The sequence below is a fragment of the Bacillus sp. BB081 genome (assembly GCF_008368895.1).
Lineage (GTDB): Bacteria > Bacillota > Bacilli > Bacillales > Bacillaceae_G > Bacillus_A > Bacillus_A wiedmannii.
Genome location: NZ_QOZX01000021.1, coordinates 99,366 through 124,728 on the forward strand (window position 1 = coordinate 99,366; position 25,363 = coordinate 124,728).

At 37.7% G+C, this 25,363-nt stretch carries 22 protein-coding genes and 1 riboswitch; of the genes, 3 read left to right on the forward strand and 19 right to left on the reverse strand.

The window, feature by feature from the left end:
- Positions 1-118 precede the first annotated feature (118 nt).
- The 7 genes from DN394_RS28950 to pcrB all read right to left on the reverse strand — a co-directional run bounded on the left by DN394_RS28950 (position 119) and on the right by pcrB (position 9,214).
- The gene (locus DN394_RS28950) at positions 119-268 is read right to left on the reverse strand and encodes a hypothetical protein (protein WP_061679436.1); all 150 of its coding nucleotides are present in this window, start codon (positions 266-268) and stop codon (positions 119-121) included.
- Positions 269-458: 190 nt separating this feature from the next.
- Positions 459-2,006, reverse strand: coding sequence for an L-glutamate gamma-semialdehyde dehydrogenase (gene pruA, locus DN394_RS12290; protein ID WP_087982225.1), 1,548 nt, complete (start codon positions 2,004-2,006; stop codon positions 459-461).
- Positions 2,007-2,159: 153 nt separating this feature from the next.
- Entirely contained in the window at positions 2,160-2,930 is a 771-nt protein-coding gene (locus tag DN394_RS12295; protein ID WP_046953718.1) for a TSUP family transporter, read from the reverse strand.
- Positions 2,931-3,027: 97 nt separating this feature from the next.
- The gene (locus tag DN394_RS12300; RefSeq protein WP_098705554.1) at positions 3,028-4,221 is read right to left on the reverse strand and encodes a CamS family sex pheromone protein; all 1,194 of its coding nucleotides are present in this window, start codon (positions 4,219-4,221) and stop codon (positions 3,028-3,030) included.
- Between the two features lie 16 nt (positions 4,222-4,237).
- Positions 4,238-6,247, reverse strand: coding sequence for an NAD-dependent DNA ligase LigA (ligA, locus tag DN394_RS12305; protein WP_149293834.1), 2,010 nt, complete (start codon positions 6,245-6,247; stop codon positions 4,238-4,240).
- Positions 6,248-6,262: 15 nt separating this feature from the next.
- Positions 6,263-8,512, reverse strand: coding sequence for a DNA helicase PcrA (gene pcrA / locus DN394_RS12310; RefSeq protein ID WP_149293835.1), 2,250 nt, complete (start codon positions 8,510-8,512; stop codon positions 6,263-6,265).
- A gap of 12 nt (positions 8,513-8,524) precedes the next feature.
- Positions 8,525-9,214 carry a heptaprenylglyceryl phosphate synthase gene (pcrB, locus tag DN394_RS12315; protein ID WP_000272092.1) on the reverse strand — a complete coding sequence of 230 codons (690 nt, stop codon included), beginning with the start codon at positions 9,212-9,214 and terminating at the stop codon, positions 8,525-8,527.
- Positions 9,215-9,552: 338 nt separating this feature from the next.
- On the opposite strand from pcrB, the gene DN394_RS12320 reads away from it, so the two are divergent.
- The 3 genes from DN394_RS12320 (at position 9,553) to DN394_RS12330 (ending at position 11,176) form a co-directional block, all read left to right on the forward strand.
- A complete protein-coding gene (locus DN394_RS12320; protein WP_000812334.1) occupies positions 9,553-9,930 on the forward strand; it encodes a YgaP family membrane protein in 378 nt (125 codons plus the stop codon).
- A gap of 219 nt (positions 9,931-10,149) precedes the next feature.
- Positions 10,150-10,995, forward strand: a complete 846-nt coding sequence (locus tag DN394_RS12325; RefSeq protein WP_000660687.1) for an SPFH domain-containing protein — start codon at positions 10,150-10,152, stop codon at positions 10,993-10,995.
- Positions 10,996-11,011: 16 nt separating this feature from the next.
- Positions 11,012-11,176 (forward strand): type II toxin-antitoxin system antitoxin, encoded by a 165-nt coding sequence (locus DN394_RS12330; RefSeq protein WP_001085171.1) that lies wholly within the window; start codon positions 11,012-11,014, stop codon positions 11,174-11,176.
- Positions 11,177-11,212: 36 nt separating this feature from the next.
- Here DN394_RS12330 and purD read toward each other — a convergent pair whose 3' ends face one another.
- The 12 genes from purD to purE all read right to left on the reverse strand — a co-directional run bounded on the left by purD (position 11,213) and on the right by purE (position 24,581).
- Positions 11,213-12,484: a phosphoribosylamine--glycine ligase gene (purD, locus tag DN394_RS12335; protein ID WP_046958903.1), complete on the reverse strand. Its 1,272-nt coding sequence runs from the start codon at positions 12,482-12,484 to the stop codon at positions 11,213-11,215.
- A 535-nt stretch (positions 12,485-13,019) separates the two neighbouring features.
- Positions 13,020-14,555 (reverse strand): bifunctional phosphoribosylaminoimidazolecarboxamide formyltransferase/IMP cyclohydrolase, encoded by a 1,536-nt coding sequence (gene purH, locus DN394_RS12340; RefSeq protein ID WP_000745430.1) that lies wholly within the window; start codon positions 14,553-14,555, stop codon positions 13,020-13,022.
- Positions 14,556-14,579: 24 nt separating this feature from the next.
- On the reverse strand, positions 14,580-15,167 hold the full coding sequence (gene purN, locus DN394_RS12345) for a phosphoribosylglycinamide formyltransferase (protein ID WP_000088568.1): 588 nt from the start codon (positions 15,165-15,167) through the stop codon (positions 14,580-14,582).
- On the reverse strand, positions 15,164-16,204 hold the full coding sequence (gene purM, locus DN394_RS12350; protein WP_001262447.1) for a phosphoribosylformylglycinamidine cyclo-ligase: 1,041 nt from the start codon (positions 16,202-16,204) through the stop codon (positions 15,164-15,166). Before purM ends, purN begins: the two co-directional genes overlap by 4 nt.
- A 101-nt stretch (positions 16,205-16,305) precedes the next feature.
- A complete protein-coding gene (gene purF / locus DN394_RS12355) occupies positions 16,306-17,721 on the reverse strand; it encodes an amidophosphoribosyltransferase (RefSeq protein WP_000879030.1) in 1,416 nt (471 codons plus the stop codon).
- Positions 17,706-19,925, reverse strand: coding sequence for a phosphoribosylformylglycinamidine synthase II (gene purL / locus DN394_RS12360; RefSeq protein WP_048529437.1), 2,220 nt, complete (start codon positions 19,923-19,925; stop codon positions 17,706-17,708). The genes purF and purL overlap by 16 nt, the downstream gene beginning before the upstream one ends.
- Positions 19,909-20,592, reverse strand: coding sequence for a phosphoribosylformylglycinamidine synthase subunit PurQ (purQ, locus tag DN394_RS12365; RefSeq protein ID WP_000666772.1), 684 nt, complete (start codon positions 20,590-20,592; stop codon positions 19,909-19,911). Before purQ ends, purL begins: the two co-directional genes overlap by 17 nt.
- Complete coding sequence (purS, locus tag DN394_RS12370; protein ID WP_000278821.1) at positions 20,589-20,843, reverse strand: phosphoribosylformylglycinamidine synthase subunit PurS; 255 nt, start codon at positions 20,841-20,843, stop codon at positions 20,589-20,591. Before purS ends, purQ begins: the two co-directional genes overlap by 4 nt.
- Positions 20,836-21,555, reverse strand: a complete 720-nt coding sequence (gene purC, locus DN394_RS12375; RefSeq protein ID WP_097994436.1) for a phosphoribosylaminoimidazolesuccinocarboxamide synthase — start codon at positions 21,553-21,555, stop codon at positions 20,836-20,838. The genes purS and purC overlap by 8 nt, the downstream gene beginning before the upstream one ends.
- A gap of 88 nt (positions 21,556-21,643) precedes the next feature.
- Positions 21,644-22,951: an adenylosuccinate lyase gene (gene purB, locus DN394_RS12380; protein WP_000625686.1), complete on the reverse strand. Its 1,308-nt coding sequence runs from the start codon at positions 22,949-22,951 to the stop codon at positions 21,644-21,646.
- The gene (gene purK, locus DN394_RS12385; RefSeq protein ID WP_060486862.1) at positions 22,948-24,099 is read right to left on the reverse strand and encodes a 5-(carboxyamino)imidazole ribonucleotide synthase; all 1,152 of its coding nucleotides are present in this window, start codon (positions 24,097-24,099) and stop codon (positions 22,948-22,950) included. The genes purB and purK overlap by 4 nt, the downstream gene beginning before the upstream one ends.
- Positions 24,096-24,581 carry a 5-(carboxyamino)imidazole ribonucleotide mutase gene (gene purE, locus DN394_RS12390; protein WP_000839367.1) on the reverse strand — a complete coding sequence of 162 codons (486 nt, stop codon included), beginning with the start codon at positions 24,579-24,581 and terminating at the stop codon, positions 24,096-24,098. Before purE ends, purK begins: the two co-directional genes overlap by 4 nt.
- A gap of 110 nt (positions 24,582-24,691) precedes the next feature.
- Positions 24,692-24,793, reverse strand: a riboswitch (purine riboswitch).
- Between the last annotated feature and the right edge of the window lie 570 nt (positions 24,794-25,363).

Sequence of the window (25,363 nt, forward strand, 5' to 3'; positions counted from 1 at the left end):
GTTGTTTTGTTTCTATTTACATGTTTATCCCGATATTAATAGGGTTTAGCTAGTTCTAAGTACCAAATAGTAATATATGGTACTTAGAACTAGTTTCTCCTATCAAAAACGTAACATATTATTTATCTGTTTGTTTTTGCTTCTTTTTCAAATACTCCGCACGCAATTTTTCAATTTGCTGCTTTTTATCAAATTTGGCAGGCGTCTGTTTTTCATGAAACTTTGCCACAGCTACCTGACTTTTGTAATCCAATTGATATTTTCCCACTTTGTTCACCTACTTTTCTTGTCTTTAAAGAGAATCTATTCAACAAATATAATATACCTTATTTACTGAAGTAAACCTTATTACTTTATTAGTTTTTCTACTTATATCTATCTTGATCCAAATATAGAAATTTTTTTCAAAAAAAAAAAAAGAGATCTTCGCAGTTTGCGAAGATCTCTTCTACTATTTCTTATAAAGTTTCAGAAGTAGTTTTTGCTTGCATGTGAAGTGCTAAGTAGTCAGGGCCACCAGCTTTAGAGTCTGTACCAGACATGTTAAAGCCACCGAATGGTTGGTAACCTACGATTGCACCAGTACATCCACGGTTGAAGTATAAGTTACCCACGTGGAATTCTTCACGTGCTTTTTCAATATGGTCACGGTTGTTAGTAACAACAGCACCTGTTAAACCGTATTCTGTATTGTTTGCAATTGCAAGTGCATGATCAAAGTCTTTTGCTTTGCAGAATGCTACTACTGGTCCGAAGATTTCTTCTTTCATTAAGCGAGCATCTTCTGCAACGTCAGCAACGATTGTTGGTTGGATGAACCAGCCTTTAGAATCGTCTCCTTCGCCACCTGTTAAGATTCTACCTTCTTCTTTACCAATTGCAACATAGCTCATCACTTTATCGAATGCAGCTTGGTCATTAACAGGACCCATGTTTGTACCTAAAACAGCTGGATTAGCAACTGTTAATTCTTTCGTTAATTCAACAGCACGATTTAATACGTAATCGTATACATCTTCATGGATTACTGCACGAGAACATGCAGAACATTTTTGTCCTGAGAATCCGAATGCTGATGCTACGATAGATTTAGCTGCTAATTCAAGATCTGCTTCTTTATCAACAACGATTGTATCTTTACCACCCATTTCAGCGATAACGCGTTTTAACCAAATTTGGCCTGGGTTTACTTTCGCTGCACGCTCATAAATACGGATACCTACATCACGAGATCCAGTGAAGCTCACGAAACGTGTACGAGGGTGATCTACTAAGTAGTCACCAACTTCAGAACCATTACCTGGAACGAAGTTTACTACGCCAGCTGGTAAGCCAGCTTCTTCTAATACTTCCATGAATTTCGCTGCTACTACAGGAGTTGTACTAGCTGGTTTTAGTAATACTGTGTTACCAGAAACTAAAGCAGCTGTTGTCATACCTGCCATAATTGCGAATGGGAAGTTCCAAGGAGAAATGATAACACCTACTCCTAATGGAATGTAAGAGAAACGATTATATTCAATTGGACGGCTTTCTACTGGAATTCCGTCTTTTAATTTTAACATTTGACGACCATAATATTCCATAAAGTCGATTGCTTCTGCTGTATCAGCATCTGCCTCATTCCACGGTTTACCTGCTTCTTTTACAAGAATAGCAGAGAATTCATGCTTTCTGCGACGAACGATTGCTGCAGCACGGAATAAAATGTCTGCACGCATTTCTGGCTTTGATTTTCTCCAAGTTTGGAATGTTTCATCCGCTACTTGCATTGCTTTTTCAGCTAACTCACGGCTTGCTTTTGAAACGCGACCAACAAGTTCCTCTTTATTTGCAGGGTTTACAGAAACAATTTTGTCTTCTGTAGTGATTTTTTCTCCCCCAATAATTAATGGATAGTCTTGTCCAAGATAAGATTCTACTTTCTTTAAACCTTCTTCAAACGCTAATTTGTTAGCCTCCACTGAAAAATCTGTAAATGGCTCATGTTTGTATGCTACTACCATTCTTTTTAGCCTCCCCTTAGAAAAACGTTTACATTTTACAACATTATTCTACACGATAATTTAGATTTATTCAAATATTCCTAGACTTATATTTTAAAAATTAATAAATTTTTAAAATATAATAAAAAAATAGAGTTATACATACGTATAACTCTACAAAATATGAGTATATTCCAAAATGTTTTTTCCAATCAATAAAATAGTTACTAACAAAAATAAAGTTCTTACATATCCAACACCTTTTTGAACTGCAAACTTCGATCCAAAATAAGCGCCAAAAATCATCGACAATCCCATAATAATACCGTATTCAAAATGAATTACGTCTAAAAATAAAAAAGTAATTAAAGATACGATATTACTAACAAAGTTCAAAAGTTTTCCAGATGCTGCCGCTTGAATAAAATCCAAACCAATTAATAAAAATGCAAAAATTAAAAAGGATCCTGTCCCTGGCCCAAAAAATCCATCGTAAAACCCTATCATTAAAATAACGAAGAAAAATATTAATGTTTTTCTTTTCGTCATCTTCTTATAGGTAGATACACTTCCCCAATCCTTTTTCGCAATAATATAAATGGCAATAAACACCAACATTACAAGTATTAACGGACGTAAAATATCTGGCGGAATAAACTTTACTACTAAAGCACCTGCGACCGCTCCTATAACAGTTAACGGGATTAACTTTCCTACAATTTTAAAATCGACCTTTCCTGATCGAATAAAATAAACTGCACTCGTAAACGTCCCCATCGTTGCAGCTAATTTATTCGTTGCAATTGCCGAAGCTGGTGGTAAACCAACAAACATAAGTGCTGGAAGCGAAATTAATCCTCCACCGCCAACAACTGAATCAATAAAAGCTGCTAAAAAGCCGAATGCAATTAATAAAATAATGACTTGAAAACTTAATTCGTCCATGTGCTTTACCCCTTACCCCCCATTATTTATAACATTTTAAATTATAACAAAATTCTTCAAGAAAAAAAGCCGTTCCATAAAGGAACAGCCCTCCTATTTAATCTAAAATTTTCACAAATGGTTCATCTTGCTTTGCTTCACGTATAATAATCGCTTCTGGGCGTTCTACAGATTTAATCGTTACTTGTACTTTCATATAATTCGGGAAGTATTCCATAACAAGCCCAGCTACATATTGTGTAAAACCAATTATTTCTGCTTTCCCATTAAACTGGACAGGAATATCAAGCTTTATTTCTCTTAATTCATCATCTCTATACATACCAGTACCGATAACAGCTGTGTAGTCGCCTTGGAAATAATCGCTTAGTTTTGATTTAAAGTTCGATACTCTCGCCAGATCTTCACGTTTATTATCTGTTTTCGCTTGTTCAGATGGGAACAAATAATATTTCTCATTAATTTGTTTCCAATCCTCAACCGTTTCACTGCCTTTTTCAACATTCGCATAAGAAACAAAGTTACCTGGCACGAGTGAAGCCTTTGGAGCCTGACGATAAATTGCAAATGTTATCGGAAGGTTTTTTGTTTCAGGCTGTTTTTGATGCATAAATTTCAAGACTTCTTGCGCCATTTTTTTCCCTTCAGCTACCATTTTTTCTTGCTCAATTTTAGCCTCACGCGGATAACCATGCTCTTCCTCGTAATAATGAACCGAGTTCATCGCTAAACCAATTACAATGCCTTGGCGCTCATCTGATTCGCCTTTTTTCACATAATAATCATGCTCTAAAATATTTGAAATATATATTGGATTTTTTTTATTCTTTTCCTCTAATGATTCAGATCCTCCACCTAACGCTGGGTTTAACCCAATGTTTGGAAATTTAACTGCATCTTTTTTTAATTTGTCCTCTAGTTCCTTTTGTTCAGCATCTGTACGCTTTCTTTTAACAAGCATCTGCACATTTTGAGTATCTAGAGTACTTCCACCTTTAAAGAAATGATCTTTCGTACTAAAGGATTCTTTTGCAATACGCATTAATCCTGTTTCAAATTCATCTATATCAAGACGATTACTTACTCCTTGTACAACTAAACCACGTGCAGCTCCTGCTTGAAATGGAATAGTCGCCTTATAGTATTCATCCGAAATAGCGTACTTCGGAACGATTGCTTGCTCTTTTGCTTTCCCCGATTTCTCAACCATTTTTTCATCTTTATCGGCACCTGCACTACACCCACTTACGAGTAGGCCAAGGCTTAATACCGCTAATGCTATTTTTTTCATGGTAAGTTTGCACCTCTTACTTATTTAGCTCTTGTAAGAACCTCTCTTCATTCCAAACCTCAACATTATGCTTCTCTGCTTGTGCTAATTTCGAACCTGCTGCTTCACCTGCAACAACTAAATCCGTACTTTTACTAACACTTCCTGTTACTTTTCCACCTAATGCCTCAATCTTTTTCTTCGCTTCACTACGTCCCATAACTTCTAATTTCCCTGTTAAAACGACAGTTTTTCCTGCGAAGTACGACTCAACATTTTGTAAATCAGCAATTTTTATGCCTTTGTATGCCATATTCACGCCATACTCTTTAAATTGTTGTAATAGCTCTAATACGTCTTCATTATCAAAATACGTCACGACGGATTGAGCCATTTTTTCACCAATTTCATTAATTGCTTTTAGTTCTTCTTCCGTTGCTTTCACAAGCGCATCCATCGTTTCGAAATGCTCTGCAAATGTACGTGCTGCTTTCGCTCCAACATGGCGAATACCAAGACCAAATAATAATCGTTCTAATGAGTTTTCTTTAGAATTCTCAATTGCTTGTACTAAATTCGTTGCTGATTTTTCACCGAATCGTTCTAGCTGTAATAATTGCTCTTTCGTCAACGAATATAAATCAGCGAATGTACGAATATAATCAGCATCAAAGAGTTGTGTAATGACACGTTCTCCAAGTCCATCAATATTCATTGCATTTCTTGAAACGAAATGGATTAATCCTTCTCGAATTTGAGCCGGACAAGTTGGATTTATACAGCGAAGTGCTACCTCTTCTTCTAAACGAACTAGTTCACTCTCACATGCTGGGCAATGCGTTGGCATATGATATTCTTCTTCCTCACCAGTACGCTTATCAAAAATAACGTTCACAACTTCAGGAATAATATCTCCGGCCTTCTTCACAACAACATAGTCACCAATTCGAATGTCTTTTTCACGAATTAAATCTTCGTTATGTAAAGAGGCACGACGAACGATAGTACCAGCCACTCGCACTGCCTCTAGCTCTGCAGTCGGTGTTACAACCCCTGTGCGACCAACACTTAATTCAATGCCTGTTAATCTTGTTACAACTTCTTCAGCCGGGAATTTATAAGCAATCGCCCATCTTGGACTCTTTGCTGTAGTTCCTAAACTTTCTTGAAGAGCAACATCATCTACTTTTATAACGATTCCATCAATCTCATAATCAAGATGCGGACGTTTTTCTTGCCATTCTTCTACATAAGCTATAACTTCTTCGATTGTTTCACATGTACGACGATTTGGATTTGTTTTGAATCCAAGTTCACCTAAGAAATCAAGCGATTCACTATGTGATGGAATTGTTTTTTCTTCTACATTCGCAAGACCGTACACAAACATAGATAAGTTACGTTTCGCTGCAATTTTTGGATCAAGTTGGCGTATTGAACCTGCTGCCGCGTTACGCGGATTCGCAAATACATCTTCACCATTTTGCTCTTTTTCTTCATTTAACTTAACGAATGAACGCTTCGGCATATAAGCTTCGCCTCGTGCTTCTAACGTTACTTCTTCATTTAAACGGAGCGGGATCGCTTTAATTGTTTTTAAATTTCGGGTAATATCTTCCCCTGTTACACCATCACCACGCGTTGCCCCTTGAATGAAGCGTCCTTTTTCATAATGAAGTGAAACAGCAAGTCCGTCAATTTTTAATTCGCATATATATCTTACATTCGCATCATCAATTCCTTGGCGTACTCGTCGGTCGAAATCACGTAAATCTCCTTCGTTAAATGCATTCCCTAAACTTAACATCGGTGACTTATGTGTTACTTTTTCAAATATATCAAGAACCGTTCCCCCAACGCGAATGGAGGGGGAGTCTTCACTCATAAACTCTGGATTCTCTGCTTCTAATTTTATAAGCTCCTGCATATTACGGTCATACTCCGCATCAGAAACAGAAGGATTGTCTAATACGTGATACTGATAGTTAAATGTATTTAACAAATCACGCAGTTCTTCTATACGTTGTTTTGCTATCTCTTTTGACATACCCTCATTCCTTTCCTATTGTTTCGTCACAGGTGCAAATTTTGCTAACAAACGTTTAACACCAATCGGGCTTGGGAACGCAATATCTAATTCTTTTGCATCACCTTCACCTTTTACACTGACAACTGTACCGACTCCCCATTTTTGGTGGGAAGCTTTATCGCCTACTGCCCAGCCAATTTGCTCGCCACCTGTCGTCTTAGCTGCAGGACGCGCGAAAGCTGAACGAGAGCGTGTTGTGGTTGTAGTTGTAATTCTACTTGTACTTGTCGTTCTTCCTTTTGCACCAAACGAAGTTTCACGCTTTGGCGCTGTTTCATTTAACGATTCTACTAGCTCTGCCGGAATTTCTGTAATAAATCGAGAGGCAGCGTTCATACTTGTTCTACCAAATAAAGTACGCATTTGTGCGTTAGATAAATATAACTCTTCTTCTGCACGAGTAATACCTACATAAGCAAGGCGACGCTCTTCCTGCATTTCATCTTCTTCCATTAGAGAACGAGTATGCGGGAATATTCCTTCCTCTAAACCAACAATAAAGACAACTGGGAATTCTAATCCTTTCGCTGAGTGCATCGTCATTAAAATAACTTCCTCACCAGCAGTTGGATCTTCATCGACACGATCAATATCAGCAACAAGCGCTAAGTCTGTTAAGAATGCAACAAGGCTCTTATCTTCGCTTTGAGATTCAAATGTTTGCGTAACAGATAAAAACTCATCTAAGTTCTCTAAACGACCTTCTGCTTCTAAAGTACGCTCGTTTTTCAACATATCGCGATAGCCTGTTTTTTCAATAACTTCTTCTACCAATTCTGTAACAGATAAATACTCTTGCATATTTACCCAGTTGTGTAATAAACCTGCGAATTCTTTTACTGCCTTTGTAATTTTTGCACTTACTCCAACATGCTCAATCTCATCGAATACAGCAGTTAATGAAATTCCATTTTGTACACCATAATTAATAATTTTATCGATAGAAGTCGCACCAATTCCGCGCTTTGGCATGTTAATAATACGTGCGAAACTAATCTCATCATCTGGATTCCCAATTAAACGTAAATACGCCAAAATGTCTTTAATCTCTTTACGATCGTAGAACTTCGTACCGCCGACAATTTTGTAAGGAATATTAGATTTCAGGAAAATCTCCTCGACCATACGAGACTGCGCATTTGTACGATATAACACTGCAAAATCAGTATATTTTCGTTTTCCCATTTGAATATCGTCACGAATTTTTTTCGCAACAAAATATGCTTCGTCTTTTTCCGTCGCAGCACGGTAATATGAGATTTTGCTTCCAACTTGATTGTCTGTCCATAATTTTTTCGGTTTACGGTTTGAATTTTTTTCAATAACAGCATTCGCTGCATTTAAAATATTTTGTGACGAACGATAGTTTTGTTCTAACAGAATAACTTGCGCATTCTCATAGTCTTTTTCGAATGACAAAATGTTAGAAATGTCAGCCCCGCGCCAGCGGTAAATAGACTGATCTGAGTCACCTACAACACATAAATTTTTAAAACGTGCTGCTAAATGCTTTACAAGAAGGTACTGTGCTTTGTTCGTATCTTGATACTCATCCACATGAATATATTGGAACTTACGCTGATAAAACTCTAGTACTTCTGGAACACGTTCAAATAGCTGAATCGTTGTCATAATTAAATCATCAAAGTCTAATGAGTTATTTTTCAGAAGACGTTTTTGATATTCTGTATATACATCGCTCGTTAATTTTTCATATGGATCAGCGATGGTAATTTTTTTCGCATATTTATCTGCAGATAACAATTCATTTTTCGCATTACTAATACCAGCTAAAATAGAGCGTGGCTCAAATTTCTTCGGATCAATATTGCGCTCTTTCATAATTTTTTTGACTACAGTTAACTGATCGCCTGAATCTAAGATTGTAAAGTTACGATTAATACCAATACGATCGATATCACGTCGTAAAATACGTACACACATAGAGTGGAACGTAGAAATCCAAATATCTTCTGCTTCTGGTCCGACAAGTGTATCAATACGCTCGCGCATTTCACGCGCCGCTTTATTTGTAAAGGTAATAGCTAGTATATTCCATGGCGCTACACCTTTTTCACCAAGTAAATACGCAATACGATGTGTTAACACACGTGTTTTACCACTACCTGCACCTGCCATTAATAGAAGTGGTCCGTTCGTTGTTTGTACTGCTTTTTGTTGCTGCGGATTTAAACCATTTAATAACTTATCTGTCTTACTCATATACGCCTGCACCTACTCTCCTTTTACTGCTTTAACTGTTTTTAACGCGGATTTTATATCATCATAAATAATATTTCCAACAACTACTGTATCAGCGTATTGTGCCATTTCCTTCGCTTGTTCAGCATTAGAAATACCGCCGCCATAATATAACTTCGCTTGTTTTAATTCTGCTTTTACATTTTTAACAAGTTCAACGTCTCCATACGTACCGCTATATTCTAAATAAAATATCGGTAAACGTAATAGCTTGTCTGCTAAACGCGCGTATGCAATTACATCATCTTCTGTTACATCACATTTCGCATCTGTAAGCTGAGCTACTTTCGCTTCCGGATTTAAAACACAATACCCTTCCATGAAAATTTCGTCCCAGTCCATAATATCCCCAAATTCTTTCAAAGCCTCATGATGAACACCTGTTACCCATTCTACCTTTCGGCTATTTAAAACGCTTGGGATATAATAAAAATCAAATCCTGGTGTAATTGCTTCCACATCAGAAACCTCTAACACACAAGGAACTGCATATCTACGAATGCTAACTAGCATGTGTAATACATTATCAATTGTAACTCCATCACTTCCGCCTACGATAACAGCATCTGTTCCAGACTCACAAATCATTTCTAAATGTTCGTCACTTAACTCCTTATTTGGATCAAGCTTAAATACATGTTTCCACCCGGAAATATCGTACATGAAAACACCCTTTCTTTTCTCTAGTTATATATATTTCTGTTCAAAATAACAGTTTATTTTCATCAGGATTTTTTTAACTTCATCTTAAATATTTGTTTAAAACGGAGAATTAAGTTTGGAATTCCCTCTTCCATAGTTTTTCAAACGAGAGGATTTAACTTTGAATTTCCTTTTGTGCATTCTTTCATTATAACAAAAAAAGCTACTTACACACACGCACATTCCAACATCTTTTTCAACGTCAAATGTTGGATTACATATCCCAAAAATCACAAGGGATACTAATAAGAGAAATAGTATTATCTATTTCAACTTTCATAAAAAGGAGTGTTTTTCTAATGAAGCAAAACATCGGTACAATAAATGCCCTAATTCGAATTACGCTCGGACTTATCCTCTTCGGCTGTAGTAGCGCTAAACTTGTACGCAAGCCGTGGTGCACTTGGTCTAACGTCTTGCTATGGATTGGTGCAATGAAAATTGCAGAGGGAATTGTTCGTTTCTGCCCTGTTGTTGAAATGTGGAAATTCGGAAAATACATGAATATGGGGGCATTTAAAATGCCTAGCATGAATGTCGCTGAAAAGGGACATGCTAAAGAAGAAGTGAACCAAACTTCCAATCACGACAAGCCAAAGTCAAATGGAAGTTATGACACTTCTGACAAAGAGATTGAGTCAGCAATTGAAGATATAATCCTGGCAAAACCGCTTTGAATCATTTGTCATGATGCAAGATGCTCTCAAAGGGACTTAGCTGCTGCAGTGGGCGGTTAAGTCTTCTTTATTTTACCATAAAACAGAACGTACATTCTCGTTTCAAACCTCAAAATATACATAAGAGATACTTAATCATTAATTTCAGAAAATTAGGTGTAAAGCCCTTGCATAAAATGATATAAAAGTGATATCATTTATATATCAGGAGGCGATCATATGAAAGAAAAACAAGTTTTTTATGTAAATGGTTTTCTCGGTATTATCGGGATTTTAATTTTAGCCGCTATCGGTGTATTTTTCCTTGTACAAGAAATTTTCATAGGAGCGGCATTAACTATTATTTTAGCCGCAGTTCTTGCTACAGGTATCGGTATTGTTCAACCAAACCAAGCAAAAGTCATTACGTTTTTCGGTAATTATTTAGGAACAATTCGTCAAAACGGTTTATTTTTAACAATTCCATTCGCATTCCGTCAAACTGTATCGTTACGTGTTGAAAACTTTAATAGTAAGAAGTTAAAAGTAAACGATGTTGAGGGAAATCCAATTGAAATTGCAGCCGTTATCGTATATAAAGTTGTTGATTCTGCAAAAGCAATGTTCGGTGTTGAACATTACGATCGATTTGTAGAAATTCAAAGTGAAACAGCAATCCGCCACGTCGCAACAAAATATCCTTATGACAATTTCCAAGATGAAACTTGCATCACGTTACGCGGAAACACTGAAGAAATCTCTGAAGAATTAAAACGTGAGTTAGAAGCGCGCCTTGAAATCGCTGGCGTAGAAGTATTAGAAACTCGTTTAACACATTTAGCTTACGCAACAGAAATTGCCCATGCAATGCTACAACGTCAACAAGCAAAAGCAGTATTAGCTGCTAGAAAAGAGATTGTTGAAGGTGCTGTGAAGATGGCGAAAGATTCAATCCATATGTTAGATGAGGAAGGCGTACTTGAATTAGATGACGAGCGTAAAGCAAATATGGTGAACAACTTATTAGTTGCCATCGTTTCAGATAAAGGTGCGCAACCAGTTATTAATACAGGAAGCCTATATTAAAAGGTTGTAAATCATTATGGCTAAAAAGAAAAGCTTTCCATTACGTATTGATCCTGAATTACACGCAGTCATCGAAAAATGGGCGAATGATGAGTTTCGTAGCGTCAATGCACACATCGAGTATTTACTTCGAGAAATGGCAAAGCAAAAAGGAAAATTGAAAAAAGATAAAGACGCATAAAAAATCCCGCTGAGAAATCAGCGGGATTTTTACATATTAGCTTCTCGTCATCTCATGACCAATTGCACGATATCCTATATCACTTCGGTAAAATAGACCATCACTCTCAATTTTACCAATTGCTTTATACACCTTATCTTTCGCTGCTTGTAAACTGTCCGCCTTACAAGCAACAAATAGTACACGGCCACCATTTGTTACAAAGTCACCGTGCTTCATCGCTGTACCTGAATGGAAAACAATTACATCTCGCAATGTGTCTAATCCGTTAATAATTTCACCTTTTTTATATGCTTCCGGATACCCTTTCGAAGCAAGTACAACACCAATTACCGCTTCCTCTGACCACTGTAACGTTAATTCACTTTCATCTAATACAGCGTTACATACATCAACTAAATCATTTTCTAAGCGAGGTAATACTACTTCCGTTTCAGGATCACCAAAGCGTGCATTAAATTCAATTACCTTTGGGCCATCATTTGTTAAAATAAGTCCCGCATATAAAATTCCTGTAAACGAACGGTTTTCTGCAATCATCGCCTTGGCAGTTGGATGTAATACCATTTTTATTGCCTCTTGAACTGCTGATTCTGGAATTTGTGGTACTGGAGAATACGCACCCATTCCGCCTGTATTTGGACCTTTATCACCATCAAAAGCTCGTTTATGATCTTGCGCAATTACCATCGGATGCACAGTTGTTCCATTTACAAATGCCATTAATGAAAATTCTTGTCCATCTAAAAACTCTTCAATAACGACCTTCTTGCTCGCTTCGCCGAACTTCACATCTTGTAGCATCTCTTTCACAGCTTGTAATGCCTCTTCAAGCGTCATTGCTACCGTTACACCTTTACCAGCAGCTAGGCCGTCAGCTTTAATAACGATTGGCGCACCAACTTTTTGAATATACTGTACTGCTTCTTCATAGTCTGTAAAAGTTTCATATGCCGCAGTTGGAATATCATATTTTTTCATCAATTCTTTCGTAAAAGCCTTACTACCTTCAATAACAGCAGCCGCTTTATTTGGGCCAAACACACGAAGTCCCTCTTCTTTAAAGCGATCAACAATTCCATTCATAAGCGGAATTTCTGGTCCAACGAAAGTTAATTCAACATTATTCTCTTTAGCAAATAAAACTAATGCGTCAAAATCATTTTCATCAATATCAACTGGTGTTGCAACATCGCGCATACCTTCATTACCAGGTGCTACATATACCTTTTCCACCTTTTCAGATTGCGCAAACTTCCAAGCTAAAGCATGCTCACGCCCACCGCGGCCAATTACTAAAACATTCATATTTCATCCCCCAATACTTAAATAAGTACAAACTAGAAGCTCTGCTCCTAGTTTGTTTTCATATCAATCAAAGGTTAAAAAGGAGGATCAAGAGAACCGAGCAAGTCGAGGCGCATTTGACAGGAGGACACGGAATGTAGCTTTCCTACATGAGTACCGCACTGGCAATGCAACGACGACATGCGACAGTTATCTTGACCGGACCTTTTAAACATCCATATCAATAAAAGTTTAAAAGAGAGGATCAAGAGAACCGAGCAGGTCGAGGCGCATTTGACAGGAGGACACGGAATGTAGCTTTCCTACATGAGTACCGCACTGGCAATGCAACGACGACATGCGACAGTTATCTTGACCGGACCTTTTAAACATCCATATCAATAAAAGTTTAAAAGAGAGGATCAAGAGAACCGAGCAGGTCGAGGCGCATTCGCCAGGAGGACACGGAGTGTAGTCTTCCTACATGAGTACCGCACTGGCAATGCAACGACGACATGCGACAGTTATCTTGACCGGACCTTTTAAACATCCTCTATTAATGTTTGAAATGACGTACGCCAGTGAACACCATCGTAATCCCATACTTATCCGCCACTTTAATAGAATCTTCGTCACGGATTGATCCGCCTGGTTGAATGATTGCTGTAATCCCTGCTCTTGCTGCTTCTTCTACTGTATCTGGCATTGGGAAGAAAGCATCAGATGCAAGTGCGCTACCTTGTGCTTTTTCGCCAGCTTGTGTAATTGCGATTTTTGCAGAACCTACACGGTTCATCTGTCCCGCACCTACACCAACTGTCATATTATCATTCGCTAAAACAATTGCGTTTGATTTCACATGTTTTACAACTTTCCAAGCTAGTTTTAAATCTTTCCACTCTTGCTCTGATGGTTCACGTTTTGTCGGAATTGAAATTGTACTTTCATCTAATGATAACGTATCTTCCTCTTGAACGAGAAGACCACCTTGTACAGAAGTTAGTTTTTTGCTTGCACTTGTCGCTTTTTCAATATTTACAGTTAGTAGACGTAAGTTTTTCTTACTTTGCAATACTTCTAAAGCTTCTTTTGAGAAAGAAGGTGCAATAATGATTTCTAAGAAAATTTCGTGTAACTTTTCTGCTGTAGCTTTATCAATTTCACGATTTGCTGCAATAATTCCACCAAAGATTGATACTGGGTCGGCTTCATAAGCGCGTGTGTATGCTTCATGAATATCAGTACCCACTCCAACACCACATGGATTCATATGTTTTACTGCTACTACTGCTGGCTCTGTAAATTCTTTTACAATACTAAGTGCTGCATCTGCATCGTTAATATTGTTGTAAGATAATTCCTTACCGTGTAATTGTTCTGCGTATGCAACAGAAGAAGTTACAGCGAACGGTGCTTTATAGAAGGTTGCTTTTTGATGTGGATTTTCTCCATAGCGTAAATCTTGTTTTTTCTCAAATGTCACTGTTAATGTTTCTGGGCTTTCTTCACCCATTTGCTCTGTTAAGTAGTTAGAGATTAACGCATCATATGCCGCTGTATGACGGAATACTTTCGCTGCTAATTTACGTTTTGTTTCTTCTTTTACTTCACCGTTCTCTTTCAGTTCTGCTAATACAACATCGTAATCTACTGGATCTACAATTACCGATACAAATTTATGATTTTTCGCAGCAGAGCGAATCATTGTTGGACCACCGATATCAATATTTTCAATTGCATCAGCAAATGTTACATCAGGCTTAGCGATTGTTTCTTTGAATGGGTATAAGTTAACAACAACAAAATCAATTGGCTGCATACCTAACTCATTCATTTGCGCTACATGCGTTTCATTATCGCGAACTGCTAATAGACCACCATGAATGTTTGGATGTAATGTTTTTACGCGGCCATCCATAATTTCCGGGAACCCAGTTACTTCAGAAATACCGATTACTTGTAAGCCATTTTCTTCTAGTAATTTTTTCGTACCACCTGTTGAGATAACTTCGATCCCTTGTTCTAGTAAACCTTTAACAAATTCTACTACTCCTGTTTTATCTGAAACACTTACTAATGCACGCTTTTTCATTTATCCTTCACCCCTGGTTGTATGTTAGTTAACAGTTGGTTCTTTCACAGATTGAACAATTTGATTCACTGTATTTACGTATAATTTATGTTCAACTTGTTGAATTTTCTTTTGTAAGCTTTCCCTCGTATCCCCTTCAGAAACAACCACTGCTTCTTGCGCAATAATTGGCCCTGTATCCATACCTGCATCTACATAATGAATCGTTACTCCAGTTACTTTCACACCTGCTTCTAACGCTTGACCAACAGCATCTTTCCCTGGAAAACTCGGTAATAGCGATGGATGAATATTAATAATCCTCCCGCCGTAAGCTTCTAGTAGAGTCGGTCCAATTAAACGCATATATCCAGCTAAAATAACATAATCAATTTCATACTCTTCTAGCTTCTTTAATATTTCTTTTTCAAATGCTTCTTTTGACTCATATGCTTTCGCTGAAAAAGCGAAACATGGAATATGATGATAATGTGCCCGTCCAACAGCACGTGCTTCTGGTTTATCACATACTAATAAACTAATATCTGCGTCTAATCTGTTTTCTTCCACCGCATTGATGAGAGATTGAAAGTTAGAGCCGCTTCCAGAAGCAAAAACTGCTAATCTACTCATAGTGCTGTGCCCCCATTGAAGGTAACGCCAGTCCCTTGTACAGTACGTCCAATAATACGAGCTGTTTCTCCTTGCTCTTCAAGAAGACGAACAATATCTTTTGCCTCTTCTTCCTTCACTGCTACTACCATACCAATACCCATGTTAAAAATATTGAACATTTCTTTCTCTTCTAGTTTTCCCACTTCTTGAAGTAAACTGAAGATCGGTTGAATTTTCCAAGATCCTAATTCAATTTCTGCACCGATTCCTTCTGGTAACATACGTGGAATATTTTCAATGAATCCGCCACCTGTAATATGCGCCATACCGTATACTTCATATTTCTTCAATAGTTCTAAAATAGGTTTGACATAAATTTTCGTTGGTTTTAATAATTCTTCACCAAGAGGTAGTTCTAAGCGTCCGTAAATGCGATCTAAAGATAGTTCTCCATCTTCTAGTAATACTTTTCGTACTAAAGAATAACCATTACTATGAATACCGCTAGATGCTAAGCCAATTAATACTTGACCAGCTTCAATTTTTTCACCTGTTACAATTTTCTTTTTATCAACAATTCCAACTGTAAAACCAGCTAAATCGTATTCTTCCGTAGAATACATTCCTGGCATTTCAGCTGTTTCTCCACCAATTAATGCACAACCAGCTTGGCGACAGCCCTCTGATATACCTTTGACGATGTTTTCAATTTTACTAGGTTCAGCTTTACCACAAGCAATATAATCAAGGAAGAAAAGCGGCTCTGCTCCTTGGACAACAATATCATTTACACACATTGCTACTGCATCAATACCTATTGTGTCATGTTTATCTGCCATAAAAGCGAGCATCAATTTCGTTCCCACGCCATCTGTTCCAGATACTAATACAGGTTCTTCTAATGCAAATTTTGATAGATCAAACATACCTCCAAAACCGCCTAGACCGCCTAGTACTTCTTTTCTCATTGTTGTTTGTACGTGTTTTTTCATGCGAGATACCGCTTCATATCCAGCTTCAATATCTACTCCTGCTTGCTTATATGCATTCGCCATCGTTATTTACACCTCGTCTTTTAATTTCTCCCTATCCAGGGCCGGCCGTTTTAAGAAAGAAGCTAGCTTCTACATCAAAAGAAGTAGAAGCTTTTTTCTTCTTATTTCATACTTTCTAAAAGCTCTTGCTCATAATCATAAAGAGCTGTTGGATAATCTCCATTGAAGTACGCCATACATAGACCGCCGTATTTCCCTTCATATGGACGTCCAATTGCATCTACTAATCCATCTTCACTTAAAAATGTTAAAGAATCTGCTCCGATGATTTGACGGATTTCTTCTATTGAATTATTTGCTGCGATTAATTCTTTTCTCGTTTGAATATCAATGCCATAGAAACATGGATACTTAAGAGGTGGTGAAGCAATTCTTACATGGACTTCTGTCGCTCCAGCCTCGCGAAGCATACGAACAATTCGTTTACTCGTCGTTCCTCTTACGATAGAATCGTCAATCATCACAACTCGTTTTCCTTCAACTACGCCTCTTACTGCTGAAAGCTTCATCTTAACCCCTTGCTCACGCAGTTCTTGAGAGGGTTGAATAAACGTACGTCCAACGTAACGATTTTTAATTAATCCTAACTCATATGGAATTCCTGTCGCCTCCGCATAACCAATTGCCGCTGAAATACTAGAGTCTGGTACACCAGTAACGACATCAGCTTCAATAGGAGCTTCTGCCGCCAAACGTTTTCCCATGTTTTTACGTGCTGCATGGACGTTAATACCTGCAATATTAGAATCCGGACGTGCAAAGTAAATGTACTCCATACTACAAATTGCATGATCTACTTCATTTGTAAAACGATCTACATGAATTCCTTCATCATTGATGATAAGTAATTCACCTGGTTCTACATCACGAATGTATGTTGCACCTACTACATCGAAAGCACATGTTTCTGATGCTACAACGTAAGCATCTCCCATCTTTCCAATTGAAAGAGGACGGAATCCATTCGGGTCTAGCGCAACGATCATTTCATTTCCAGTTAGTAAAAGATATGCGAACGCACCTTTCACTTTATTTAGAGCCTCTTTTACACTTTCAATTAAAGAATCTTTCGTACTACGTTTAATGAGATGTAAAAGTACCTCTGTATCTGAACTTGTTTGGAAAATACTTCCCTCTGCCTCTAATTCACGACGAAGCATCTTTGCATTAATTAAATTTCCGTTATGAGCTAATGCCATACTATGATCAGAAAAACGGAATAATAATGGTTGAACGTTAGCAACTTCACTTCCGCCAGCTGTCGCATATCGTACATGTCCAATTGCTGATTTTCCGTTTAAGCCTTCTAGCTCACCTCTTGAAAATACTTCCGATATTAAACCTAACCCCTTGTGACCGACGATTTTCTCACCATTATTTACGACGATGCCTGCGCCTTCTTGTCCACGGTGCTGTAAACTATGCAATCCGTAGTACGAAACTTGTGCTGCATTTTCATGCCCCCAAATTCCGAAAACGCCACATTCTTCATTTAACCCCTTTATTTCAGCAAGCATGGGATTGCCCCTTTCCAAGCCTTTCTCATTTCATCTACATTTGCTGTAAGTAATACTTCATTTTCTTCATTATGAATTGTTACTTCATTTGTATTTGTCACTTCTCCAACTTGAATTGCTTCTACCGCTTTCTCGAATGCTTCTTTATTTTCACGTTTTACAGTTATAACGAAGCGCGATTGTGATTCAGCGAATAATGCTGCTGTTGCTTCTCCGTCTAATTTCACAGTAGCACCTAAACCTTTTGCACCAATTGCACTTTCAGTAATTGCAACTGCTAAACCACCTTCTGCAACATCATGAGCAGATTGAACAAGGCCAGCTTGAATTGCTGCTAATACTTGTTTTTGGCGCTTTAATTCTACATCTAGATCGATGCTTGGTGATTGACCGAAAATTTTGCCGTGAATCATTTTCTGTAATTCACTTCCACCAAACTCAGCTTTCGTCTCTCCAATTACATAAACTAAATCGCCAGCTTGCTTAAACTCTTGTGTTGTTACATGTTTTAAATCGTGTACAAGTCCAACCATCCCAACTGTCGGTGTTGGATATACAGCTTCACCACTACGTTCGTTATACATTGATACGTTTCCGCCGATAACTGGCGTTTGTAATGTACGACAAGCTTCACTCATACCATCTACTGATTTCTCAATTTGCCAGAAGATTTCTGGTTTTTCTGGATTACCGAAGTTTAAGCAATCTGTAATTGCAAGTGGCTCTCCCCCAGAACATACGATATTACGTGCTGCCTCTGCTACTGCAATTTTACCGCCCACTTCTGGATCTAAATAAATGTAGCGGGAGTTACAATCTGTCGTCATTGCTAATCCTTTTTCTGTACCGCGTACACGTACAACTGCTGCATCTGAACCTGGTGTAACAACTGTGCTTGTGCGAACTTGATAATCATATTGATCATAAACCCACTCTTTACTTGCAATCGTCGGTTGTTGTAATAGAGCGAATAACGTTTCTTTATAATTTTCTACTTTTGGTGTTTCCATTTTCATTGCCTGGAATTCAGCAAAGTATGCTGCTTCTTTTGATGGCTTATGATAAATTGGTGCTTCTTCTGCAAGAGCATCTGCTGGAACTTCAGCTACCTTTTCACCTTTATGGAATAAGCGAAGCATTTTGTCTTCCGTTACTTTCCCCATCGTAACGGCTGCAAGACCATACTTCTCAAATAAATCTACTATTTCTTGCTCTCTACCCTTTTTCACAACGATTAGCATACGTTCTTGTGATTCAGATAGCATCATTTCATATGGTGTCATTCCTGTTTCACGCTGTGGTACATCATCTAAGTACATTTCAATACCCATACCTGCTTTACTTGCCATTTCTGCAGAAGATGATGTTAAACCAGCTGCACCCATATCTTGAATTCCAACAAGTGCATCCGACTGAATAAGTTCTAAGCAAGCTTCAATAAGAAGTTTCTCCATAAATGGATCTCCTACTTGAACTGCTGGACGCTTCGCTTCTGAGCTTTCAGATAACTCTTCAGATGCGAATGTTGCACCGTGAATACCGTCACGACCAGTTGATGCCCCTACGTACATTACTGTATTTCCAGCACCGTGCGCTTGCCCCTTTTTAATATCTTCATGATTAATTAAGCCAACGCACATTGCATTTACAAGTGGATTTCCTTCATAACATGGATCAAACTGTACTTCGCCGCCAACAGTCGGAATGCCGATACAGTTACCGTATCCTGCAATCCCTGCCACTACTTCTTCGAATAAATATTTCACACGTGGTGACTGTAATTCACCGAAGCGAAGTGAGTTTAATAGAGCTACCGGTCGTGCTCCCATAGAGAATACGTCACGGATAATACCACCAACGCCTGTTGCTGCTCCTTGATATGGTTCAATAGCAGAAGGATGGTTATGACTTTCCATTTTAAATACAACCGCTTGATTATCACCGATATCTACAATTCCAGCACCTTCCCCAGGTCCTTGCAGAACGCGCTCACCTGTTGTTGGGAATTTTCGAAGTACTGGTTTTGAATTTTTATAACTGCAATGTTCAGACCACATAACAGAGAATAATCCTGTTTCTGTATAATTTGGCAGACGGCCTAAAATCTTTTCAACCATGGCAAACTCTTCGTCTGTTAGCCCCATTTCCGCATATATGCGCTCTTCTTTAATTTGTGTTGGATTTGGTTCAAGCATTAACGACATATGTTTCCCTCCACTGTTTTAAGATAGATTGAAAGACTTTTAACCCTTCAGCACCGCCAAGTAATTCATCTACAGCACGCTCTGGGTGTGGCATCATACCAAGTACATTTCCTTTTTCATTTACAATACCAGCAATATCTGAAACGCTTCCATTCGGATTTTCTACGTAACGGAATGCGATTTGATTATTCTCTTCTAATTGTTTAAGAGTCTCTTCATCACAATAGTAATTCCCCTCACCATGCGCGATTGGAATATTGATTACTTCATCTTTTTCATATTGTGATGTAAACATCGTTTCATTATTTTCAACACGCAGCTGAACTGTTCGGCACATAAATTTTAAGTTTTCGTTTCTCATTAACGCTCCTGGTAGTAATCCTGATTCAACAAGAATCTGGAATCCATTACATACACCTAAAATCGGCTTTCCTTGCTCAGCAGCTTTTTGCACTGCTTTCATTGCGTTAGCAAAGCGGGAAATAGCACCACAACGTAAATAGTCACCGTAAGAGAATCCACCAGGTAGTAAAATTGCATCATATTCATCTAAATTCTCTCTATCGTGCCAAACGTAATCTACTTCTTCACCAAGCTCATCTTTAATTGCATGGAACATATCGACATCACAGTTCGAACCTGGGAATACTATGACTGCAAATTTCACTGTGCGACAACCTCCTCAACTTCATAACGGAAGTCTTCCATTACAACGTTTGTTAATAGTTTTTCACACATTTCTTTTACCTTTGCGTCAAGGTCAGATACTGATTTATCAATTGTTAATTCCATATATTTTCCGATTCGAACGTCTTGTACTTCTGTGAACGAAAGACTATGAAGTGCCCCTTTTACTGCTGTTCCTTGTGGATCTAATACGCTTTCTCTTAACGTTACATATACCTTAACTTTATACATGTGAAATTCCCCCTAAACGTTTTAAAATCTCTTCATAAGCTTCTGTTAAATTTCCAAGGTCACGACGGAATACGTCTTTATCAAATTTTTCATTGCTCGTTTCATCCCATAAACGGCAAGTATCTGGTGAAATTTCATCTGCTAAAATGATTTCTCCTTCATCTGTTACACCAAACTCTAATTTGAAATCTACTAGTCTTACACGACAGCTTGCGAAATGATCAATCAACACTTGATTGATTTGTAGAGCCATATCTCGTAATACGCTTACTTGCTCTGGTGATGCAACGTTTAATACACGAATATGATCTTCCGTTACAAGTGGATCTCCTAAATCATCATCTTTGAAGTAAAATTCTACGATTGGTTCTGCAAGTACAGTTCCCTCTTCCATTCCTAATCGTTTTGAAAGACTTCCTGCAATTACATTTCTTGTGACAACTTCTAGAGGAATAATACTCACTTTTTTAACAAGTTGCTCTATTTCAGATAACTTCTCTACAAAATGTGTTTTTATTCCTACTTCTTGTAACTTTCTGAACAATAAAGTTGTAATCTCATTGTTCAAACGACCTTTTCCTGTAATCGTCTCTTTTTTCTCCCCATTGAAAGCAGTCGCACTATCTTTGTACTCTACCCAAACCATATCTGCTGATTCTGTACGATAAATTCTTTTTGCCTTACCTTCATACAGCAATTCTAGCTTTTGCATTTCGCAAGCCCCCTGTAGTTTGAAAAATGTGAATAATGTTTTTATAAAGAATGGCACAGAATGACTCTATTCTGTGCCATATGAAATTTTACGCTTCGTTTAACCCAAGGCGTTCAAAGATTGTATCAACGTGTTGCATATGATGCTCATAGTTGAAGCATTCATTAATTTCTTCTTGTGATAACTTGCTCGTAATACGCTCATCAGCTTCTACAAGCTCTTTAAATTGTACTTGTGTTTCCCAAGCTTCCATCGCTTTAGGCTGTACGATATCATAAGCTTCTTCACGTACCATACCCTTGTCGATTAATGTAAGCATTACACGCTGAGAATAAATTAAGCCGTATGTTCTTGTCATATTGCGTTTCATATTCTCTGGGTATACAGTTAAGTTTTTAACGATATTACCAAAGCGATTTAGCATGTAATTTAATGCGATTGTAGCATCTGGTAAAATTACGCGTTCTGCCGAAGAGTGAGAAATATCACGCTCATGCCATAATGGAACATTCTCATACGCTGTCATCATATAACCGCGGATAACACGAGCTAAACCAGTCATATTTTCTGATCCGATTGGATTACGTTTATGTGGCATTGCAGAAGAACCTTTTTGGCCTTTTGCAAAAGCCTCTTCAACTTCACGTGTTTCACTCTTTTGTAAACCACGAATCTCAACTGCCATCTTTTCAATAGATGTTGCGATTAGTGCAAGTGTTGACATGTAATGAGCATGGCGATCACGTTGCAATGTTTGTGTTGAAATTGGTGCTGCTTCTAATCCTAAGTTTTCACAAACATACTTTTCTACGAATGGATCGATATTTGCGTATGTACCAACCGCACCAGATAATTTACCAACGCGAACTGTATCAGCAGCTTGTTTGAAACGCTCTACGTTACGTTTCATTTCTTCATACCAAAGACCAAGTTTTAAACCAAATGTTGTTGGTTCTGCATGAACACCGTGTGTTCTTCCCATCATGATCGTGTATTTATGCTCTTTCGCTTTGTTAGCTAAAATGCTTACAAAGTTTTCTAAGTCTTTTAATATGATTTCATTCGCTTGTTTTAAGATGTAAGATAACGCTGTATCTACTACGTCTGTAGATGTTAAACCGTAATGAACCCATTTACGTTCCTCACCTAATGTTGGTGTTTCTGATACAGCACGAGTGAATGCAACTACATCATGACGTGTCTCTTTTTCAATTTCATAAATACGATCAATATCAAATGATGCATGCTCACGAATTTTTTTAACATCTTCTTTTGGAATATCGCCAAGCTCAGCCCATGCTTCACAAGCTAAAATCTCAACTTCTAACCACGCTTTAAATTTGTTCTCTTCCGTCCAAATTGCACCCATTTCTGGGCGTGTATAACGACTAATCATCTTTTTCCCTCCAACAGTTGTTCTTGATGGTCCCAAATATGCAAACTCTTCGCTTTTTCTAGAGCGACTTCAATATTATCATTTAAAATATTAACATGCCCCATTTTTCGCTGCGCTTTTGCTTCTTCTTTTCCATACAAGTGTAAATAGCACCCGGTTAATCTATTCACTTGTCTTAGGACCCCTTCTATATGTTCGCCTAAAATGTTTACCATGACAACTGGTTTTAACAAATTTGTTTCTCCAAGAGGCAAATTACAGATTGCTCGAATATGTTGACCGAATTGACTCGTTTCACATGCATCCTGTGTATAGTGTCCTGAATTGTGAGGTCTTGGTGCCAATTCATTAATGTAAATCTCACCATCAGCTGTAGCAAACATCTCTACCGCTAGTGTTCCCACAAGTTCTAGTTCATCCGCGAGCACTTTTGCATAAGCAATTGCTTTTTGAGAAAGTTCTTCTGTAATGCGAGCTGGAACGATAGATTCATGCAAAATGTTATTTACATGAATATTTTCCGCTACCGGAAATACTTTCGTTTCACCACTTACACTACGAATCACAATAACTGATACTTCTTTTTCAAAAGGCACCCATTTCTCTAAAATACACTCTGCTGCATTCGCAAGCTCTCGCGCTTTATCAACGTCAGCCTCACTTCTTAAAACAACTTGACCTTTCCCATCATATCCGCCTGTGGTCGTTTTCAAGACGGAAGGATATGATAACTCAGTAATTGCTTCAGTAAGCTGATCTTGATTTTGAACTAATCTATACGTTGCTACTGGTAGCCCAGCTTTCTCAATCGCATTCTTTTCTGTAAAACGATTTTGTGTTTTACTTAACAACTGACTGCCTTGCGGTAAGTAAGCATGTTTTTCAAGCCATTGTAAACATCTATAATCAATATTCTCAAATTCATATGTGACAACATCACTAATCTCCGCTAAATGCTGAATTGCTTTTAAATCGTCATATGGTGCAACAATTTCAATATCAGCAACTTGTGCACATGGTGAATTTTTTGTAGGATCTAAAACAGCAATTTTATATCCCATCTCCTTAGCTGCCAATGCCAGCATTCTTCCTAGCTGGCCGCCTCCAATAATGCCGATTGTTTTTCCAGGTAAAATGATTCTCGTCATACTAGCTCACTACCTTCGCGCACATCTTTTTCAATTGCTTCTCTTCTCAATTCTAATGCATCATGTATATCATCATGGAATGATCCAAGTATTTGTGCAGCAAGTAAACCAGCATTTGTTGAACCAGCCTTACCAATTGCAACAGTTGCAACTGGAACCCCTCCTGGCATTTGGACGATGGATAATAATGAATCTAAGCCGTTTAACGCTTTTGATTGAACTGGAACTCCAATTACAGGAAGATTCGTCTTCGCTGCAACCATTCCTGGTAAATGCGCTGCTCCACCAGCTCCAGCAATAATAACTTTCAACCCACGTTCACGAGCCGTCTCTGCATATTCAAACATATAATCCGGAGTCCGATGAGCAGATACAACTTTTTTCTCATACGGTATATTTAATTCATCTAAAATGTCACAAGCATATTTCATTGTTTCCCAGTCTGACGTGCTTCCCATTATGACTCCAACTAGTGATTTCATATTAGAATCCCCCCGATTCAAATAAAAAAAGCCTGAAATAGAACAGTTTCTCTTTTACTATGAGAGAAAGCGCTCTACTCAGGCATACGTATCCCTTGTGAATAGAAAAATACCGAGTGACTTTCCCTCATAGTCTAACGAATAACGGTCGTTAGGTAGAGACTTGCAGGCCATATCCCCGCGATTATATGAGGTCTTATATATTATTCTTTCTATGGCTATATTAACAATATTTCATAAACAATGTCAACAAATAATCGAATGTTTTTTTATTACTCACCAATAACGTTCGTGTTTTAGTTATATTCAAAAGAATAATTGTAACTATATGCAAGAAGGATAAGAAATTAGAATATATATTTCTAGAGATCTATTGTACACATAACGGTTTGTATACTTATTTCGTATGCTTTAATATAAAGCATATCGTTTATATTCATTTTATTTATAAGGAAGACAATAATGAAAAAACGAACTACACTATTTTCATTATTGTCTTCCTTTTTATCGCAGTCATTGCTGTAATGATTGAATACTTATTTATATCATCCCACTTTTTAAAATATATACTTGTGGTAGAAATAACGTTTCCTATCATAGAGATTATTTTAGGAACACTCGGAAAACCTAGAAAATAAAAAATCATTGCTAGTACTTTAAATAGCCTCATTTTCATTCTTTAAGATTACTAAATTTATGAATTTTAACAGGTGATACATAAAAATAAACACAAAAAAACCTAAGTCGAATCGACTTAGGTTTTTGCTTGGCGACGTCCTACT

Bases quoted from the DNA above. Each gene is read 5' to 3' on its own strand.
- pruA (WP_087982225.1), bottom strand. From the start codon at position 2,006: ATGGTAGTAGCATACAAACATGAGCCATTTACAGATTTTTCAGTGGAG.
- DN394_RS12295 (WP_046953718.1), bottom strand. From the start codon at position 2,930: ATGGACGAATTAAGTTTTCAAGTCATTATTTTATTAATTGCATTCGGC.
- DN394_RS12300 (WP_098705554.1), bottom strand. From the start codon at position 4,221: ATGAAAAAAATAGCATTAGCGGTATTAAGCCTTGGCCTACTCGTAAGT.
- ligA (WP_149293834.1), bottom strand. From the start codon at position 6,247: ATGTCAAAAGAGATAGCAAAACAACGTATAGAAGAACTGCGTGATTTG.
- pcrA (WP_149293835.1), bottom strand. From the start codon at position 8,512: ATGAGTAAGACAGATAAGTTATTAAATGGTTTAAATCCGCAGCAACAA.
- pcrB (WP_000272092.1), bottom strand. From the start codon at position 9,214: ATGTACGATATTTCCGGGTGGAAACATGTATTTAAGCTTGATCCAAAT.
- DN394_RS12320 (WP_000812334.1), top strand. From the start codon at position 9,553: ATGAAGCAAAACATCGGTACAATAAATGCCCTAATTCGAATTACGCTC.
- DN394_RS12325 (WP_000660687.1), top strand. From the start codon at position 10,150: ATGAAAGAAAAACAAGTTTTTTATGTAAATGGTTTTCTCGGTATTATC.
- DN394_RS12330 (WP_001085171.1), top strand. From the start codon at position 11,012: ATGGCTAAAAAGAAAAGCTTTCCATTACGTATTGATCCTGAATTACAC.
- purD (WP_046958903.1), bottom strand. From the start codon at position 12,484: ATGAATGTTTTAGTAATTGGCCGCGGTGGGCGTGAGCATGCTTTAGCT.
- purH (WP_000745430.1), bottom strand. From the start codon at position 14,555: ATGAAAAAGCGTGCATTAGTAAGTGTTTCAGATAAAACAGGAGTAGTA.
- purN (WP_000088568.1), bottom strand. From the start codon at position 15,167: ATGAGTAGATTAGCAGTTTTTGCTTCTGGAAGCGGCTCTAACTTTCAA.
- purM (WP_001262447.1), bottom strand. From the start codon at position 16,204: ATGGCGAATGCATATAAGCAAGCAGGAGTAGATATTGAAGCTGGATAT.
- purF (WP_000879030.1), bottom strand. From the start codon at position 17,721: ATGCTTGCTGAAATAAAGGGGTTAAATGAAGAATGTGGCGTTTTCGGA.
- purL (WP_048529437.1), bottom strand. From the start codon at position 19,925: ATGTCGTTAATGCTTGAACCAAATCCAACACAAATTAAAGAAGAGCGC.
- purS (WP_000278821.1), bottom strand. From the start codon at position 20,843: ATGTATAAAGTTAAGGTATATGTAACGTTAAGAGAAAGCGTATTAGAT.
- purC (WP_097994436.1), bottom strand. From the start codon at position 21,555: ATGCAAAAGCTAGAATTGCTGTATGAAGGTAAGGCAAAAAGAATTTAT.
- purB (WP_000625686.1), bottom strand. From the start codon at position 22,951: ATGATTAGTCGTTATACACGCCCAGAAATGGGTGCAATTTGGACGGAA.
- purK (WP_060486862.1), bottom strand. From the start codon at position 24,099: ATGACGAGAATCATTTTACCTGGAAAAACAATCGGCATTATTGGAGGC.
- purE (WP_000839367.1), bottom strand. From the start codon at position 24,581: ATGAAATCACTAGTTGGAGTCATAATGGGAAGCACGTCAGACTGGGAA.